The 17,728-nt window shown below is 72.0% G+C and carries 15 protein-coding genes; 5 read left to right on the forward strand and 10 right to left on the reverse strand.

From position 1 onward, the window contains the following. Positions 1–125 precede the first annotated feature (125 nt). Positions 126–1,298: a spore photoproduct lyase family protein gene (locus BZZ08_RS15310; RefSeq protein ID WP_104632768.1), complete on the reverse strand. Its 1,173-nt coding sequence runs from the start codon at positions 1,296–1,298 to the stop codon at positions 126–128. A gap of 157 nt (positions 1,299–1,455) precedes the next feature. Between BZZ08_RS15310 and BZZ08_RS15315 the strand changes: the two genes are divergently transcribed. Then, positions 1,456–1,641 carry a hypothetical protein gene (locus BZZ08_RS15315; protein WP_059298917.1) on the forward strand — a complete coding sequence of 62 codons (186 nt, stop codon included), beginning with the start codon at positions 1,456–1,458 and terminating at the stop codon, positions 1,639–1,641. 32 nt (positions 1,642–1,673) lie between these two features. On the opposite strand, the gene BZZ08_RS15320 is transcribed toward BZZ08_RS15315, so the two are convergent. The 7 genes from BZZ08_RS15320 to BZZ08_RS15350 form a co-directional block, all read right to left on the reverse strand. Beyond that, positions 1,674–2,465: an SAM-dependent methyltransferase gene (locus BZZ08_RS15320; protein ID WP_104632769.1), complete on the reverse strand. Its 792-nt coding sequence runs from the start codon at positions 2,463–2,465 to the stop codon at positions 1,674–1,676. Between the two features lie 118 nt (positions 2,466–2,583). Beyond that, positions 2,584–3,231 (reverse strand): sugar O-acetyltransferase, encoded by a 648-nt coding sequence (locus BZZ08_RS15325; protein ID WP_104632770.1) that lies wholly within the window; start codon positions 3,229–3,231, stop codon positions 2,584–2,586. Between the two features lie 92 nt (positions 3,232–3,323). Then, positions 3,324–5,363, reverse strand: a complete 2,040-nt coding sequence (locus BZZ08_RS15330; protein WP_104632771.1) for an RICIN domain-containing protein — start codon at positions 5,361–5,363, stop codon at positions 3,324–3,326. Between the two features lie 127 nt (positions 5,364–5,490). Beyond that, positions 5,491–7,536: a beta-galactosidase gene (locus tag BZZ08_RS15335; RefSeq protein ID WP_104632772.1), complete on the reverse strand. Its 2,046-nt coding sequence runs from the start codon at positions 7,534–7,536 to the stop codon at positions 5,491–5,493. 26 nt (positions 7,537–7,562) lie between these two features. Next, a complete protein-coding gene (locus tag BZZ08_RS15340; protein WP_104632773.1) occupies positions 7,563–8,918 on the reverse strand; it encodes an ABC transporter substrate-binding protein in 1,356 nt (451 codons plus the stop codon). An 85-nt stretch (positions 8,919–9,003) separates the two neighbouring features. After that, positions 9,004–9,954: a carbohydrate ABC transporter permease gene (locus BZZ08_RS15345; protein ID WP_104632774.1), complete on the reverse strand. Its 951-nt coding sequence runs from the start codon at positions 9,952–9,954 to the stop codon at positions 9,004–9,006. 7 nt (positions 9,955–9,961) lie between these two features. Then, entirely contained in the window at positions 9,962–10,888 is a 927-nt protein-coding gene (locus tag BZZ08_RS15350) for a carbohydrate ABC transporter permease (protein WP_104632775.1), read from the reverse strand. Between the two features lie 190 nt (positions 10,889–11,078). On the opposite strand from BZZ08_RS15350, the gene BZZ08_RS15355 reads away from it, so the two are divergent. The 3 genes from BZZ08_RS15355 (at position 11,079) to BZZ08_RS15365 (ending at position 15,087) form a co-directional block, all read left to right on the forward strand. Beyond that, positions 11,079–12,137, forward strand: coding sequence for a LacI family DNA-binding transcriptional regulator (locus tag BZZ08_RS15355; RefSeq protein ID WP_104632776.1), 1,059 nt, complete (start codon positions 11,079–11,081; stop codon positions 12,135–12,137). 107 nt (positions 12,138–12,244) lie between these two features. Beyond that, entirely contained in the window at positions 12,245–14,047 is a 1,803-nt protein-coding gene (locus BZZ08_RS15360) for a thiamine pyrophosphate-requiring protein (protein WP_104632777.1), read from the forward strand. Continuing rightward, a complete protein-coding gene (locus BZZ08_RS15365; protein ID WP_104632778.1) occupies positions 14,044–15,087 on the forward strand; it encodes an SDR family oxidoreductase in 1,044 nt (347 codons plus the stop codon). Before BZZ08_RS15360 ends, BZZ08_RS15365 begins: the two co-directional genes overlap by 4 nt. A 15-nt stretch (positions 15,088–15,102) precedes the next feature. Here BZZ08_RS15365 and BZZ08_RS15370 read toward each other — a convergent pair whose 3' ends face one another. After that, positions 15,103–15,906, reverse strand: a complete 804-nt coding sequence (locus BZZ08_RS15370) for a ribonuclease BN (protein ID WP_104632779.1) — start codon at positions 15,904–15,906, stop codon at positions 15,103–15,105. Between the two features lie 154 nt (positions 15,907–16,060). Between BZZ08_RS15370 and BZZ08_RS15375 the strand changes: the two genes are divergently transcribed. Further along, positions 16,061–17,218 carry an enolase C-terminal domain-like protein gene (locus BZZ08_RS15375; protein ID WP_104632780.1) on the forward strand — a complete coding sequence of 386 codons (1,158 nt, stop codon included), beginning with the start codon at positions 16,061–16,063 and terminating at the stop codon, positions 17,216–17,218. A gap of 37 nt (positions 17,219–17,255) precedes the next feature. Here the strand turns inward: BZZ08_RS15375 and BZZ08_RS15380 are convergent, their stop codons facing one another. Then, on the reverse strand, positions 17,256–17,660 hold the full coding sequence (locus BZZ08_RS15380; RefSeq protein WP_104632781.1) for a hypothetical protein: 405 nt from the start codon (positions 17,658–17,660) through the stop codon (positions 17,256–17,258). Positions 17,661–17,728: the final 68 nt, after the last annotated feature.

The raw sequence follows: 17,728 nt of genomic DNA on the forward strand, positions 1-17,728 counted from the left end.
GCCGGCTCCCCAGTGTGCTTGCGGAACCGCCGGAAGGGATGCTTCCGGCAGTTGTTGCACACGAAACATTATCTGATCTTAGGTTCGCCTTACCTAAGGGGCGACGGGTGGCTTCGCGGTCGGTCTCAGAAGGCGTACCGGATCCGCAGCCACGGCGCGTGGTCGGCGACCAGCGCACGGAGCCGGGCGACCGCCCCGGCCTTGACGTCCGCCCGGTAGCGCACGTTGAGCGCGCCGTTCTGCGAGCGCTTGGCCTGCTGGAGCTCCGGCCGCCACAGCACCTCCTCGGCGCGTGGATGCCAGCCCAGGTTGACCTCGTGCAGCCCCCGGTTGTGCGTCAGCATGATGACCTCCGCCGCGGCCTGTCGCCTGACCCGGTCGGGCAGGACGTCGTCCAGGTGCCGCAGCAGCTCCGCCCAGGCCTCCTCCCACCCCGGCCGCACCACCACGGGGGAGAGGTTGAAGTGCACCTCGTAGCCGGCGTCCAGGAAGTCGCCGGCCGCGGCGATGCGCTCGGCGACGGGCGAGGTGCGCACGTCCAGCAGCCGGGAGTCGTCCGGCGGCATCAGGGAGAAGCGGATCCGGGTCCGGCCGCGCGGGTCCAGGGCGAGCAGGTCGGGATTGACGAACTTCGTCGCGAAGGACGCCTTGGCCGTCGGCCACTGCCGGAAGGCGTGCACCAGGTCCGCGGTGTTGTCGCAGATCAGGGCGTCCACCGAGCAGTCGCCGTTCTCACCGACGTCGTAGACCCAGGCGTCGGCGTCGCACTGGTTCGGCTCGCGCTTGGGCCCCTGCCGGGCGATGTGCCGGCCGAGGTGGGCGATGATCCGGTCGACGTTGGTGAAGACGGTGACGGGGTTGGCGTATCCCTTGCGGCGCGGCACGTAGCAGTAGGCGCAGGCCATGGCGCAGCCGTTGGAGGCGCCCGGTGCGATCCAGTCCGCGGAGCGGCCGTTGGGGCGGGTGGCCAGCGTCTTCCGCTCGCCCAGGACGAGCGTCTCGCCCTTGACCCGCACCCAGCGCTCGACGTTGCCCTCGTTGCCGTGCAGCCCGGGGATGCCCCAGTGGGAGTCCACCTCGACCACCCGGGCGTCGGGGAACCGGGCGATGACCTGCCGGCCGCGCGGGGAGGCGGCCGCGGCGGGCTCGGCGTGGATCTCGCGCACCGGCAGCAGCCGGCGGGCGGCGGCGGAGTCCCGGAAGAGCGGACCGGCGGCGGGCGCCGGACGGGGCGTGAGGGCGTCCAGGCCGAACAGGGTGCCGGAGCCGTCGTCCGGCGCGGTGGACGGGTCGTGCATGGGGGCTCCGGGACGAGGTGCGAGAGGGGACCGGGCACTCGCGCCGCGATCCGGTCCCTCCACTGTACGGAGCCTTCGGCGCCCTCCGCCGTGTCACGCGGCCCGTCGGGGGCATACGCGAGACACGGCGCCGCTCCGGTGCCGCCGATCCGAAGGGATGTACACCGTGCTCGCCATCATCGCGGCGGTTCTGTTCCTCATCGCCTGGCTGATCAACGCGGCGGAGGTCTCGACCAACGACGTCTTCACCTCCACCAACGTCATGCTCATCGGCCTCGCCCTGCTGGCCCTGCACGTCGCCGGGATCGGCAGCGGCTGGGCGGCGCGGGGGCGCCGCCGCTGAGCCACCGCCCCGCGCCCCCGTCCCCGTCCCCGTCAGGGGATGCGCGCCACGCCCGCGTAGATACCGCTCTCCTCGGGCGCGGGCGGCTCCAGGCCCTCGCCGTACCACTCGGTGGCCGTGACCAGGCCGGGCGGCACCATCTCCAGGCCGTCGAAGAAGCGGGCGACCTCCGCCCGGGTGCGGAAGCCGAGACGGATGCCGCCCTTGGCGTACTGGGCGATCACCTGCTCCGCCAGCTCGGGGAAGAGGTCGATCGCGGCGTGCGAGAGGACCAGGTGGCTGCCCGGGGGGAGGGTCTCGACCAGGCCCCGGACGATGCCGTGGGCGTCCTGGTCGTCGGGGACGAAGTGCATCAGGGCGATCAGCGACAGCGCGATCGGCCGGTCGAAGTCCAGGATCCCGCGGGCGTGCCGCACGATCTCCCCGGGCTCCCGGACGTCGGCCTGGATGTAGTCAGTGGCCCCTTCGGGGCTGCTGACCAGCAGGGCCTCCGCGTGCCGCAGCACGATCGGGTCGTTGTCGGCGTAGACGACCCGGGCCGCCGGCACCGTCCGCTGGACGATCTGGTGCAGGTTGGGCTCGGTCGGGATGCCCGTGCCGATGTCCAGGAACTGGTCGATGCCCTGGGCCGCGAGGTGCGCCACCGCGCGGTTCATGAACGCGCGGTTCTGCCGCGCCGCGTCCCGCGCCTCGGGCGGCAGGGTCTCGCCCACCGCCTCGTCGACCGGGTAGTTGTCCTTGCCGCCCAGCAGCCAGTCGTAGACCCGCGCGGGGTGGGCCCGGCCGGTGTCGATGTGGGGAGGCTGGGTGTGGTCCGTGGTCATGGCAGGCTCCGTGCTCCGGGAGGTGACGCTCCACCGCAGTTCTCGATCATCGTACTGCGGTGGAGCCGCGCCATGTGCCGGACGGGCGACGGAAGTTGCGGGTCACCCGGTCACCCGGTCACCCGTCCCGGCCGGGGCGGCCCAGGGTGCGGGGCGGACGGTAGGCCCACTCGCGGTCGGCGTCGGTGATCTCGCGCAGCACCCGGGCCGGATTCCCGGCGACGACCGTCATCGGCGGCACGTGGGCCGTCACCACACTGCCCGCGCCGACCACCGAGCCCCGGCCGACGGTCACCCCCGGCATGATCAGCGCGCCGGCCCCGATCCACACGTCGTCCTCGATGCGCACCGGCGCCGAGAACTGCGACCCGTCCCCGCGCAGGTCCGGGTGGACGGGGTGTCCGGTGGTGCTGACGGTCACGTGCGGGGCGAACATCACCCGGTCGCCGACGAAGACCTCGACGTCGTCGACGAGGGTGAGGCCGAAGTTGGCGTACACGTCGTCGCCCAGGTGCACCCGGTTGCCGTAGGCCACGTGCAGCGGCGGCTCGATCCACACCCCCGTGCCCAGCGAGGCGAGCATCTCCTTCAGGATCGCCCGGCGGCCCTCCTCGTCCCGCGCGCCGGTCCGGTGGTAGGCGTCGGCCAGTTCCTTGCCGCGCAGCCGCTCCTCCGCCAGGCCCGCCAGGCCCGGTCCGCCGTCCGAGTACAGCTCCCGGGCCGCCATCCTGCGGCGGACCTCGTGCTCACGGGGGTCGGTGGTCATGCGCTCTCCTGGGGTCCGTACGGGGCGGGCCGCCGGTGCCGTCCACACGGGCGTCGGCCGTGCGGACGGCACCGGCGGCAAGGGGGAGGGGATCAGCCGGCGGACACGTCCGTCAGCGTCCAGCGCTGGTTGGCACCGGAGTTGGGCGGCCAGGTCGTGACGGCCGCGCCCTCGTGGGTCGCCTGGCCGCCCACTTCGAGCAGACGCCCGGTGGCCGCGTTGACCAGGGTCCAGGTGCCGTCGCCGGTGCTCGACATCAGCCACTGGGCGGCCTTGTCCCGCCTGCCCGTGTCGGGCTCGGCCACCGGGACGTCGTCGCGTACGGCGAGGCGCGTGCCGTCCTCGGGCCGGGTGAAGACGTAGCGGTCGCGGACCCCGCTGTCGGGGCGCACGGCGCTCAGCCGCCACCGCTGGGCGCTCGTGCCCTCCCCGGTGCCGAGGACCAGGTCCGTGCCGTCCGCGGCCACGGTGACGGCCTTGCCGCTCTGTACGCCGGTCAGCGTGTAGGTGTGCCCCTCGCGCGGCTCGGCGGCGTCCTTCGCGACGCCCGAGACGCCCTTGATCTCGAACGAGGTGACGGACTGGGCGGGCACGGTGAAGGCGGCCGTGCGGCCGCTCACCCTGATCGGGGCCCGCCGCTCCAGTTTGCCGTCGGCGCTGGTCACGACGGGAGTGACGGTGGCCCGGCGGCTCACGTCACGGAACTTGGACAGGTCGAGGGTGACCGTGCGGGCCTCGGTGGTGCGGTTGACGTGGACGAGTGAGGCGCCCTTGCCGTCGCGGGTGACGGCGGCGGCGCTGGAGGTGTCGTCCGTCTTGATCAGCCGGTCGCCGGGCTTGATGAAGTGGGTGAAGTTGCGGGCGGTGTCGAACTTGGTGTTGGTCCGGATCGGGCAGGTCTCCAGGGTGTCCCGGGCGGTGCAGTCGAACGGGAGCTGGATGCTGCCCCAGTTGCCGCCCTTCGCGGACTCGCCGCCGGGCTTCATGTTGTCGTAGTCCTCGACGGGCTGCCAGAACACCCAGGCGCGGGGCTCCAGTTCCCGCAGGTCGTCGACGATCTGCTGGGCGAGGCCGAGGCCGGGCCGCATGTCCTCGAAGTCCTGGCCGTCGCCCCAGTCGCCGCCCACCTCGCTCATCCACAGGGGTTTGTCCGCGGCCTTGGCGAGGTCCCGCACGGTGGTGCGCTGCCCGGTGCCGTAGGTGTGGACGTTCATCTGGCCCACGAGAGCGCGGTCGGCCGCGGAGTAGGCGCTCCAGTTCTTCGCGAAGGTGCCGGGGTTGGTCTCGTCCATCGCCGAGATGTCCGCCTTGACCTTCGCCTTCCGCAGTGCGGGGGCCAGCGCCCGGAGGACCTCGCGCTGCAGCTCGGGACCCATGTGGGCCCCTTCCTGCCGGCCGCCGACGGGCTCGCCGTCGGCGCCCAACCGAGTGCCCCAGTACGGGGTGTTGGGCTCGTTGAACGGGTCGACGGTGTCGACCTTGATGCCCTCGGCCTTCTCCAGTCGTCTGGTCGCCCCGGCCACGTAGGCGGCGAAGTCGTCGACCGACTCGGGCTTGAGCTGGTCGGCGGACGAGTCGAAGCCGCCGGACACGTAACCGCTGACGGTCATGAACCAGGGCGGGGAGTTGCTGAACGTCTCCCAGTGGTCGATGTCGTCCTTGATGCGCTCGACCCACCAGCGCTGGGTGGCGTCGGCGTCCTCGTTCCAGTCGGCCGGGTCGTCGGCGCTCCACCAGCCGGTGTCCTCGCGCGTGGTGCCGGCGGGCGCCTTCCACCAGCCCTCGACCGCCCCGCCGGCCCGCAGGTAGTCCTCGACGTCCGGCGCGTTGCCGCCGCCGATGTTGTAGCGGGCGATGTTCAGGCCCAGTCCGTCGTCGCCGAACAGCAGGCGGGCCAGCTTCTCGCGGATCTCGGGCGGGTAGTCGCCGGTGGCGTTGGCGAACCAGACCAGGCTGGTGCCCCAGCCCTCGAACGCCTCCTGCCGGTACGAGGGGTCCGGACGCACCGTGACGGAGGCGGCGGCCGAGGCCGGTTCGGCCCGGGCGGGGGCGCCGAGCAGGGCCGCCCCGGTGGTCAGGGCGGTCAGGACCGCGGTGCCGAGGAGGTTTCTGCTGCGGGTACGGCGTGCCATCGTGTGCTCCCAACGGAAAGGTGTGGTCGCTGCGGTGGCCCCTTCCGCCCGGTCGAGGGCAGGAGGGGATGGCCCCGGAGCGGGTGCGTGCCGCTCCGGGGGGACAGGGGTGGTGGTGCGGGGTGCGTCAGCCGGTGGGCGTGCGCAGGACGGCGACTGCCCGGGCCGGCAGGACGACGGCTCCCTCGTCGCCGGTGCCGCCCACCAGGACCTCGCCGGTGAGCCCGGGGACGGTCACGGTCTCGTCGGTCCGGTTGACCAGGAACAGGAAGCGTCCGCCGGGGCCGCGGCGCACGGTGGTCTCGACCCGCCCGCGCACCGGGGCGGGCAGTTCGCTCGTCACCCCGGCCGGTTCCAGCAGCCTCGGCAGCAGCGCGGCCAGCCCCTCGGCGCCGAGCCGGGTGGAGACGTAGGCGGCCGAACCGCCGCCCGCTCGGCGCCGGGTGACCGCGGGGCGGCCCGTGTGCGCACCGGTGCGGTAGCGGACCAGCACCTCGGTCTCGGGGGCGGTGACGGTGACGTGGTCGGTCCACAGGCCGCCGGTGGTGTCGTCGTCCAGCTCCACGCTCTGCCCGGCGGGCAGCGGACCGAACTCCTCGACGCGGATGCCGAGCAGGTCCCGCAGCGCGCCCGGGTAGCCGCCCAGCCAGACGTGGTCGTTCTCGTCCACGATGCCGGAGAAGTACGTGGTGACCAGGTGCCCGCCCTGCTCGGCGTAGCGGGTGAGGTCCTTGGCGAGCTCGGCCGGGACCAGGTGCAGCACCGGCGCGATCAGCACCCGGTGGCGGCTCAGGTCGGCGCCGGTGGTGACGACGTCGGCGCGGACGCCCAGGGAGAGCAGCGCCGAGTACCAGTCGAGCGCCTCCTGGTGGTAGTCGAGCAGCGAGGTGGGGTGCGAGTCCTGCTCGCTCGCCCACCGCGACTCCCAGTCGAAGAGGATGCCCACCTCGGCGGGCTCCCGCTCGCTCCCGGCGACCGGCGCGAGCGTCTTGAGCGTGTCGCCGAGCGCGGCCACCGAGCGGAACAGGTCGCTGTCCGCACCGGCGTGCGGGACCATCGCCGAGTGGTACTTCTCGGCGCCGGCCGCCGACTGGCGCCACTGGAAGAAGCACACCGCGTCGGCGCCGTGCGCCACGTGCGTCAGCGAGTCCCGGGCCATGTCGCCCGGCTGCTTGGCCAGGTTGACGGGCTGCCAGTTGACGGCGCTGGTGGAGTGCTCCATCAGGAACCAGGGGCGGCCGCCCGCGATGCCGCTGGTGAGGTTCGCCGAGAACGACAGCTCGTCGCGGGCCTGCGGGTGCGGGACGACGTAGTGGTCGTTGGCGACGAAGTCCACCTCGCCGGCCCAGTCCGCGTAGTTCATGCCCTTGGTGCCGGGCATCACCATGAAGTTGGTGGTGACGGGGACGTCGGGCGTCAGCTCCCGCAGCAGGTCCCGTTCCGCGCGCAGGTGGTCCTTGAGCGCGTCCGAGGAGAACCGCTTGAAGTCCAGCTGCTGGGTCGGGTTCGGGTGCGAGGCCGCCAGCCGGGGCGGCAGGATCTCCTCCCAGTCGCCGTAGCGCTGCGACCAGAACGCCGTGCCCCAGGCGTGGTTGAGGGCGTCCGTCGTGCCGTACCGGGCGCGCAGCCAGTCCCGGAAGGCACGGGCCGCATCGTCGGAGTAGTCGTAGACGTTGTGGCAGCCCAGCTCGTTGTTGACGTGCCAGGCGACCAGCGCCGGGTGGTCGGCGTAGCGGGTGGCCAGCTTCCGGACCAGGCGCAGGGCGTGCTCGCGGAAGACGGGCGAGGTCGGGCGCCAGTGCTGGCGCGCCCCCGGCCACAGCGTCTCGCCCCGGTCGGTGACCGGGAGGATCTCGGGGTGCGCGGTGGTCAGCCAGGGCGGCGGGGAGGCGGTGGCGGTCGCCAGGTCGACCCCGACGCCGTGCTCGTGCAGCAGGTCCATCACCTCGTCGAGCCAGGCGAAGTCCCAGGCGTCGGGGCCGGGCTGGATGCGGGCCCAGGAGAAGATGCCGAGCGAGACGATGTTGACACCGGCCTCGCGCATCAGCCGTACGTCCTCCTCCCACACCTCCCGCGGCCACTGCTCGGGGTTGTAGTCGGCGCCGTAGGCGAGACGGGGGGCGGGCACACCGTCCGTCCCCCGGTGCGGGCGGGAGTGGAGGGTGGAGATCATGGCGGTCCTTCCGGTGGGGGCGTGCGCTACTTCTCGACGGTGAAGCCCTGCTCCTCGCCGTACTTGACCGAGGCCTCCTGCCAGGACTTGAGGCCCTCGGCCAGCGTGGTGCCGGAGACGTAGGCCTTGCCGACGGTGTCGTTGAAGACCGAGTTCGCGTAGACCTGGTAGGGCAGGTACGACCAGTCGTCGGGGACGTCCGCGGCCGACTCGGCGAAGATCTTGTTGGCCTTCTGGCCGCCGAAGTACGGGAAGGCGGTGTCCTGGAACTTCGTGGACTGCAGATCCGCGGTGGTCGCCGGGAAGGCGCCGTTCTTCAGCCGCGTCTGCACGCCGTCCCCGGCGTTCGCGTACTCGACGAAGGCGTACGCCAGCGCCTCGTTCTTGCCCAGCTCCGGCAGCGCGAGCGCGCTGCCGCCGTTCTCGGCGCTGGCCTTGCCGCCCGCGGTCCACTGCGGCATCGGGGCGACGCGCCAGTCACCGGACGCCGCCTTCGCACCGGACTCCAGGTTGGCCGGCATCCAGGCGCCGGTGGCCAGCGTCGCGATGCTGCCGTCGCCGAGGCCCTTGTACCACTCGTCGGTCCAGGCGGGGACGGAGGCGAGCAGCTTCTCGTCGATGAGCTTCTGCCAGGTGCCGGTGAACGTCTTGGCGCCCTGGTCGGAGAAGTCGATCTTCACCTTGGTGCCGTCGACCGTGTAGGGGCGCGAACCGGCCTGCCAGAGCATGCTGGTGGCGAACCCGGCGTCGCCGTTGTCGGCGGTGATGTACGCCTTCGGGTCGGCCTTGTGCAGGTCGCGGGCGGCGTCCAGGTACTCGGCCCAGGTGGTGGGCACCTCGATGCCGTACTTGTCGAAGACCTTCTTGTTGTAGAACAGCGCCATCGGGCCCGAGTCCATCGGCAGCGCGTAGATGCCGTCCGAACCGGCCTTCACCCCGTTCCACGGGCCGGGGGAGTACTTGGCGGAGAGCTTGTCGGCGCCGAAGGACTTGAGGTCGGTGAGCTGCTTGGTCAGGGCGTACTGGCCCATCGCGTAGTACTCGATCTGGGCGACGTCGGGGACGCCCTTCTTCGCCGAGATGGCGTTCTGCAGCGCCGTGTACTGGTCCTTGTTGGTCCCGGCGTTGACGAGGTCGACCTTGACGCCGGGGTGCGCCTTCTCGAAGTCGGTGGCGACCTGCTTGAGGGTGGGCTCCCAGGCCCAGACCGTGAGGGTGCCGCCCTCCTTGAGGGCCGCCTGTATGTCCGCCTCGGAGACGGCCTTGTTGCCCGGCCCCCCGTCGTCGGAGTCGCCGCAGGCACTCGCGCCCAGGGCGAGGGCGCAGACGAGGACCGTGGCGCGCAGGAGGCGGCGCGAGTGCTTGGTCAGGTGTGTGGGCATGGGCGTGCTTCCACTTCTTCGTGGCCGGAACCGGCACCGTTGAGGGTTGGCGGGGTTGACGGTGATGGGCAGGAGAGGGGGAGGGCTATTCCTTGACGCTTCCGGCGGCGAGGCCGGACTGCCAGTACTTCTGGAGCAGCAGGAAGGCGGCGATCAGCGGCAGGATGGTGATGAGGGACCCGGTGACGACGAGGTTGAAGACGGCCTCGCCGCCCGCGGTCGCGGCCTGCTGGTTCCAGCTGTTGAGCCCCAGGGTCAGCGGATACCAGTCGGGGTCCTTGAGCATGACCAGCGGCAGGAAGTAGTTGTTCCAGGTCGCGACCATGGTGAAGAGCAGGACGGTGACGATGCCGGGCGCCAGCAGCGGCAGGGCGACCCGGAAGAAGGTGCGCACCTCGCCCGCCCCGTCGATGCGGGCCGCCTCCATCAGCTCGGTCGGGATGGCCTCGGTGGCGAACACCCACATCAGATAGAGGCCGAACGGCGAGATCAGGGACGGGATGATCACCGCCCAGGGCGTGTTGGTGAGCCCCATCTTGCTGAACATCAGGAAGGTCGGCACCGCCAGCGCCGTCCCCGGCACCGCCACCGCGCCGATGACGACGGCGAACACGGCACGCCGGCCGGGGAAGTGGAACTTGGCGAGCGCGTAGCCGCCGAGCACGGCGAGGAAGGTGGCGCCGCCCGCGCCGAGGCCCACGTACAGCAGGGTGTTGAGCAGCCAGCGGGTGAAGACGCCGTCGTCGTAGGTGAACGTCTCGGTGATGTTGTCCCACAGCGCGAAGTCGCCGTCGAACCAGAGACCGGAGGAACGGGACAGTCCCTCCTGTGTCTTGGTGGCGCTGATGGCCAGCCAGACCAGCGGCACCAGGCTGTACAGCAGCACGAGCGCGGTGAGCGCGGTCAGCAGCACGCTGCGCCGGGGCTGGTCGGCGGAGTGCCGGCGCCGGGGTGAACGCAGCCGGGGGACGGAGCCCGAGGTGCCGGACGGCACGGGCGTGGAACGGTCGGAAACGTTGGCGACGGGACTGGTCATCGCTGCCTCACACTCCCTTGCGCATGCCGCGCAGCTGCACGGCGTAGGCGATGACCATGGTGATCAGCCCCATGACGATGGCGACCGTCGCGGAGTAGTTGTGCTGCTGTCCGTTGAAGGACAGCGCGTACGTGTAGTAGTTCGGCGTGTAGTCCGTGGTGATGGCGTTGCGCGCCAGGGGCTGCAGGATGCTGGGCTCGTTGAAGAGCTGGAAGCTGCCGATGATCGAGAAGATCGTCGCGATCACCAGGGCCCCGCGGATGGCCGGGAGCTTGATGGCGGTGATCACGCGGATCTGGCCGGCGCCGTCGATCTGCGCCGCCTCGTACAGCGAGTGCGGGACCACCCGCAGGGCCGAGTAGAAGATCAGCATGTTGTAGCCGACGAACTCCCAGGTCACGATGTTGCCGATGGAGGCCAGCACCAGGTCGGGGGAAAGCGGGTCGGGCAGCGAGACGCCCAGCGCGCCGTTGATGTCGCCGACCAGGCCGAAGCGGGTGCCGTACATGAAGCCCCACATCAGGGTGGCCACCACGGCGGGCACGGCGTACGGCAGGAAGATCGAGATGCGGAAGAAGTCCCGGCCGTAGAGGCGGCCGCTGTCCAGCGCCAGGGCCACGAGCAGCGCGATGCCGAGCATGATCGGCACCTGTACGGCGAGGAAGAGCGAGACCCGGCCGAGCGAGGCCCAGAACTGCTCGTCCTTGAGCGCCTCGCCGTAGTTGTCCAGGCCGACGAAGGTGGTCCCGCCGATCAGCTGGTCGCGGAAGAGGCTGAGGTAGACCGAGTAGGCGATGGGCGCCAGGAACACCAGGGCGAACACGGCCACGAAGGGACCGAGGAAGCCCCACCCCGTCCAGGAACGGCGGTCCCGCCGCACCGGGGGTGGGGCCGGCCGCGGCTCGGCGGCGGCCGGCGGTTGCAGCGTCGTCATGTCGTCCTCGCTCGTCCACGTGCTGGAACTTCGCCGATGTTTGCGTAAACATCGGGCTCCGCGAAAGGGCGCCGAGCTGTTATGTTTACGTAAACATCTGATGGCGGCATGTCTACACTGCCCCGATGACGACGGTCAAGGGTCCTTTCACACCCGGACCTGACAGCGACAGAGAGGCGGCTGACGGCGAGTGAGCACGGCTGAGGAAGTCCCGACGAGCGCACCCGCGCGTCCCCGGCGCGGCCGGGACCGCACGGCCTCCATGGCGGACGTGGCCCGGCTGGCCGGAGTCTCCTCGCAGACCGTCTCCCGCGTCTCCAACGGCTACGCGGGCGTGACCGAGGAGACCCGGCAGCAGGTGCTGGCGGCCATGAAGGAGCTGGGCTACCGCCCCAACAGCGCGGCCCGGGCCCTCAAACGGGGCGAGTTCCGCACCATCGGCGTCATCACCTTCACGCTGGCCACCACGGGCAACGTGCGCACCCTGGAGGCCATCGCGACCTCCGCGGCGAGCGAGGGGTACGCGGTGACGCTGCTGCCGGTCGCCGTCCCCACCCAGGACGAGGTGCGCGGCGCCTTCTCGCGCCTGGAGGAACTGGCCGTCGACGCGGTCATCGTCATCATGGAGGTCCACCTCCTGGACGCGGCCTCCCTCAAACTGCCGCCGCACGTCCAGGTCGTCGTGGTCGACTCCGACGCCGGCGACACCTACACGGTCGTCGACACCGACCAGGCGGGCGGCAGCCGCGCCGCCGTGCGCCACCTGCTCGACCTCGGGCACGACACGGTGTGGCACCTGGGTGGCCCCGAGGGCTCCTTCGCCGCCCAGCGCCGCACCGACGCCTGGCGGCGGACGCTCACCGAGGCGGGCCGCACCCCGCCGCCGCTCGTCCGGGGCGACTGGTCGGCGGAGTCCGGCTACCGGGCCGGCCTGGAACTCGCCGACCGCGAGGACTGCACCGCCGTCTTCGCGGCCAACGACCAGATGGCCCTCGGCCTGCTGCGCGCCCTGCACGAACGCGGCCGGCGGGTGCCCGAGGACGTCAGCGTCATCGGCTTCGACGACATCGCCGAGGCCGGGTCCTTCCTGCCCCCGCTGACCACCGTCCACCAGGACTTCGCCGAGGTCGGGCGGCTGTGCGTGCGGGCCGTGCTGCGCAAGATGCGCGCGGCCGGCCCGGAGCGGGGCACGACGCTGGTGCCGACCCGGCTGGTGACCCGGGCGAGCACGGCACCGCCGCCGGCCTAGGCGACCGGGCGCGAGAGGGGCGGAAGGGGACGGACTGCCGGTTTAGGAGCGGCTGCGACGGTAACCCCACAAGCCGACCGTCGTCCCCCCACGTCCGGGAGAGCTCCATGACCCAAGTCGCCGACTATGTGCTCCAGCGTCTGTCCGAGTGGGGCGTCCAGCGGGTGTACGGCTATCCGGGTGACGGCATCAACGGTCTGCTCGGCGCGTTCGACCGGGCCGACGGCGACCCGGAGTTCATCCAGGCACGGCACGAGGAGATGGCCGCGTTCATGGCCTGCGGCCACGCCAAGTTCACCGGCGAGGTGGGCTGTTGCGTCGCCACGTCGGGACCGGGCGCCGTGCACCTGCTCAACGGCCTCTACGACGCGAAGCTCGACCACCAGCCCGTGGTGGCGGTGGTGGGCCAGCAGAAGCGGCTGTCGCTGGGCACCCACTACCAGCAGGAGATCGCCCTCGACCAGCTCTTCGCGGACGTGTCCGAGTACTGCCAGATGGTCGTGCACCCGGGCCAGGCCCGGCACGTCATCGACCGGGCCTTCAAGACCGCGCTGACCACCCGGGGCGTCGCCACCATCATCATCCCCAACGACATCCAGGAGGAGGAGGCCCAGCCCTCCCCGCCCAGGGAGCACGGGTCCGTCTTCTCCAGCGTGGGCTGGAGCCAACCGCGGGTGCTGCCCGACCTCGACGAGCTGCGCAAGGCCGCCGACGTCCTCAACGCGGGGAACAAGGTCGCCATGCTCGTCGGCCAGGGCGCGGCGAAGGCCGAGGCCGAGGTGAAGGAGGTCGCCGAACTGCTCGGCGCCGGCGTCGCCAAGGCCCTGCTCGGCCGCGAGGTGCTGCCCGACGACCTGCCCTACGTCACCGGGCCCATCGGCCTGCTGGGCAGCAAGGCCAGCGACAACATGATCAAGGGCTGCGACACCCTGCTCATGGTCGGCAGCAGCTTCCCGTACTCGGAGTGGCTGCCCGAGGAGGGGCAGGCCCGGGGCGTCGAGATCGACATCGACGGCCGCATGATCGGCATCCGGTATCCCATGGACGCCCATCTCGTCGGCGACTCCAGGGAGACCCTGCGCGCCCTCATCCCGATGCTCCAGCGCAAGGAGGACCGGGGCTGGCGGGAGAAGATCGAGAAGGACGTGCGGGAGTGGCACGACCTGTGCGACCGCTGGGCGGGCGAGCACTTCGAGAAGACCATCAACCCCCAGGCCGTCGCCGCCGAACTCTCGCCGCGGCTGCCGGACGACGTCATCCTGACGGCCGACTCCGGTTCGGGCACCAACTGGTGGGCGCGCCACCTGATGCTGCGCGACGGCATGCAGGCCTCGCTCTCCGGCACCCTGGCCACGATGGGCCCGGGCACGCCGTACGCCATCGCGGCGCGGTTCGCCTACCCCGAGCGCCCGGTGATCGCCTTCATCGGGGACGGCGCGTTCCAGATGAACGGCATGAACGAGATGATCACCGTCAAGCGCTACCTGGACCGCCTGTCCGGGTCGGCGCCGCTGATCTTCTGCGTCTTCAACAACCAGGACCTCAACCAGGTCACCTGGGAGCAGCGCGCCATGGCCGGAGACCCCAAGTACCCGGGCTCCCAGGTCATCCCCGACGTCCCCTACGCCGCCTACGCCGAACTCCTCGGCCTCAAGGGCATCGTCTGCACCGACCCCAAGAAGGTCGGCTCCGCCTGGGACGAGGCACTCGCCGCCGACCGGCCCGTGGTCCTGGAGTTCAAGGTCGACGCGGAGATCGCGCCGATCCCGCCGCACATCATGAAGGACCAGGGCAAGAAGGCCATCAAGGCGGCGCTGCACGACCCGGAGCTGACCGGGATCGCCACCAAGGGCGTACGCCAGAAGCTCACCGAGTACGCCGAGCACCTCCCCGGCCGGGGCAAGAAGTGAGCGGCGTCCGTCACCGGGGGACGAACGGCACCGAGGTCGTCGTCGTCACCGGCGCGACCGGCGGCGTCGGCCGGGCCACCGCCCGGGCGTTCGGCGCGCGCGGGGCCGCGGTGGCCCTGCTCGCGCGGGGCGAGCACGCCCTCGAACGGGCGGCCGAGGAGGTGCGCGCGGCCGGCGGGAGCGCGCTGCCGCTGGTCGTGGACGTCGCCGACGCGGAGGCCGTGGACGCGGCGGCCACCCGCGTCGAGGAGGAGTTCGGCCCGATCGACGTATGGGTGAACGCCGCGTTCTCGACCGTCTTCGCGCCCGTGCCGGAGATCCGGCCCGAGGAGCTGAGACGGGCCACCGAGGTGACCTACTTCGGCTTCGTCCACGGCACCCAGGCCGCCCTGCGGCGCATGACACCGCGTGATCGCGGCACCATCGTCCAGGTGGGATCGGCCCTGGCCGAGCGCAGCGTCCCGCTCCAGGCCGTCTACTGCGGGGCCAAGCACGCCATCCAGGGGTTCACCGAGTCGCTGCGCTGCGAACTGCTGCACGACCGCAGCGGGGTGCGGGTGACCATGGTGCAGATGCCGGGGCTCAACACGCCCCAGTTCAGCTGGGTCCTCACCCGGCTGCCCCGCCATCCGCGCCCGGTGGCCCCCGTCTACCAGCCCGAGGTGGCCGCCCGGGCGGTGCTGCACGCCGCGGACCATCCCGAGCGGCGCGTGTACTGGGTGGGCGGCTCCACCGTCGCCACGCTGCTGGGCCAGAAGCTCGCCCCGGGTCTCCTCGACCGCTACCTGGCGCGCACCGGCTACGACGGGCAGCAGACGGACCGGCCCGTCGACCCGTCGCGGCCGGTCAACCTCTGGAAGCCGCCGGACGACACCGCCCCGGACGACTACGGCGCGCACGGGATCTTCGACGACGAGGCCCATTCGCGCAGCGTCCAGTTCTGGATCTCCCGCAACCGCCGGCCGCTGGCCCTGGCCACGGCCGCGACCGGTGCGGTGGCCGCGGCCCTCGCGGGCGGACTGCGCCGGCGCGCCGGCTGACGGGCCCTGCGCGGGTCAGTCCGGTCTGCGGTCGATGTTCCGCGCCCACCAGTGGTGCTCGCAGAACCAGTGCCCGACCATCGCGCCGCCGAAGACGACGAACCCGACCCCGATCAGCCAGGACTCCACCACCAGCACGATGCCGACCGCGCCGTAGCTGAAGGCGTTGTCGAGGATGAGCGGCGTGAAGAAGAGGTACGAGAAGCCGCGCAGGCCGATCAGGCCCACCATCGTGGCCAGCGCTCCCGGCAGCAGATCGCGCCAGCGGACCTGGCCGCCCAGCAGGAAGTGCTGGCCCCACCAGAAGAACAGCATGCCGCTGGCGGTCGACAGCGCGATCCGCGCCGAACCGTGCAGCGCGGTCCGGGTCTGCACCTCCTGGTAGAGGTAGGCGGTCAGCAGGACCACCCAGGTCATCTGGCGCCAGATGCGGTGCCACGGGCCGGCGGGCAGTTCCCAGATGCGCTCGTAGCCGTTCTGGACGCTCGCCGCGAAGGACACGCCGAACACGCCGAGCAGGATTCCGCCCCACACGCTCGTCGTGCCGACGACCTTGGTCGGCGGGCTGATGATGTCGGTCAGCACCTTGGCCGACCGTCCGGACAGCCCCATGCCGTCGGCCAGCCACGAGGCGAAGCCCCCGCGGCCCAGCGGGTCGGCCGCAGCCACCACGATCAGCAGCGGGGCGAGCGTGACCAGGGCGAGGGTGGCGAAGCCCATGGCCCTGTGCATCAGCTCCAGGTCCCGGCCGCGCCGGACCAGGGCGGACGCGGCCAGCCAGTCCCACGCACGGTGGAACGGCCGCCACAACCGGTTCACGGGGGCTCCTCGGGCGTCCTTTCGATGGCTCGCGACGGGGAACTGAGTGACCCGGCCCGCGCCCGGACAAACGTCGGTTGACCCGGACGGCCCGCGCATGGACCGGACGGCGTGGGGAACCGGCCACGGGGACGCGAGGGCGAGGGAGTGCGCGATGACGTCGGTGACCGGCCCGGAGACGAGGACACTGGACGAGTGCGTGGTCGACGCGGTCGACGTGCACGCCTTCGAGATCCCCACCGACGGGCCCGAGGGCCGCGAGCAGGACGGCACCCTGGAGTGGGACGCCACGACCCTGGTCCTGGTGCGCGTGCACGCCGGTGGCCGCACCGGACTCGGCTACACCTACGGGGACGTCTCGGTGGCGTCCTTCGTGCACTCCGTGCTCACGCCGGTCGTCCAGGGCGGCCCCGTCTCCTCGCCGCCCGCCCTGTGGGAGCGGATGGGCGCGCGGATGCGCAACGCCGGCCGCCCCGGCACGGGGGCCATGGCCCTGTCCGCCGTCGACGTGGCGCTGTGGGACCTCAAGGCACGGCTGCTGGGGCTTCCGCTGGTCCAGCTCCTGCCGGCCCACCACGACCGGGTGCCCGTCTACGGCAGCGGCGGCTTCACCAACTACCCCCTGGACCGCCTCACCGGCCAGCTCGCCGGATGGGCCGAGGAGGGCATCGGGAGCGTGAAGCTGAAGACGTCCCGGGAACCGGACGCCGACCCGCGGCGCCTGACCGCCGTACGCCGGGCGGTGGGGGACGGGACGGAGCTGTTCACCGACGCCAACGGGGCGCTCGGCCGCAAGGAGGCCCTGTACTGGGCGCACCGTTTCCACGACGAGTGGGACGTGCGCTGGTTCGAGGAACCGGTCGGCTCCGCGGATCTGGAGGGGCTGCGGATGCTGCGCGAGCGGGGCCCGGCACGGCTCGAGGTGGCCGCGGGGGAGTACGCCTTCACCGCTCAGGACTTCGCCAACCTGGCCGAGGGGCCCGCGGTGGACTGCCTCCAGGCCGACGTCACCCGGTGCGGGGGCATCACCGGCGTGCTGGAGGTCGCCGGTCTGGCCGCCGTCCGGCACCTGGACCTGTCCGCGCACTGCGCGCCCGCCGTGTCCGCCCATGCCTTCTGCGCCGTGCGGCGGCTGCGGCACCTGGAGTACTTCCACGACCACGTGCGCGTCGAGCGGCTGCTGTTCGACGGCGTCCTGTCGCCCGAGGGCGGGGCGCTGCGCCCCGACACCTCGCGGCCCGGTCTCGGCCTGGACGTCAGGTGGGCCGACGCGGAGCCCTACCGGGTGCACGGGGTCCGTCCGCCGCGCTGACGCCGGCACCAGGGCTCGGTGGCCCGGGGCGGTGACCTCAGGGGTCGCTGCGATCCTGTGCTTCCCGCACGCGCTCGTTGTGCCAGGCGACGGCGGCGCGTATCTGGGGCTCCTGGAGTCCCGTCCGGCATCCGAGCTGGTCCATGGACAGGGCCGGCGGGCCGGTGGTCAGGGCCCGGGTCAGCTTCGCCGCCCACAGCTCCTCGTCCACGAAGGGGCGGTGCGCGTACCCCTCCTTGATCACGTCGAAGTGGTCGTCCGAGCACGCGGTGATGAGCCGCAGCCCGTCGAACCACTCGTTGGTGGCGTGCACCGCGGACGAGTCCGGCACGTAGCCCGTCACGGACTCGTCCTCGGGGAAGACCCTGGCGCACAGGTCGCACAGCTCCATGGGGACCGGCTCGGCGGCCCGACGGTCCTTCCTGCCCTTGCGCTTCCACATGGCGCCTCCCGGGTTCGGTGTCCGGAATGCCGGAGTTACCCGCGGGGCGGGAAGCAAACGCCCCGCGC

This window comes from Streptomyces sp. MH60 (genome assembly GCF_002939385.1).
Lineage (GTDB): Bacteria > Actinomycetota > Actinomycetes > Streptomycetales > Streptomycetaceae > Streptomyces.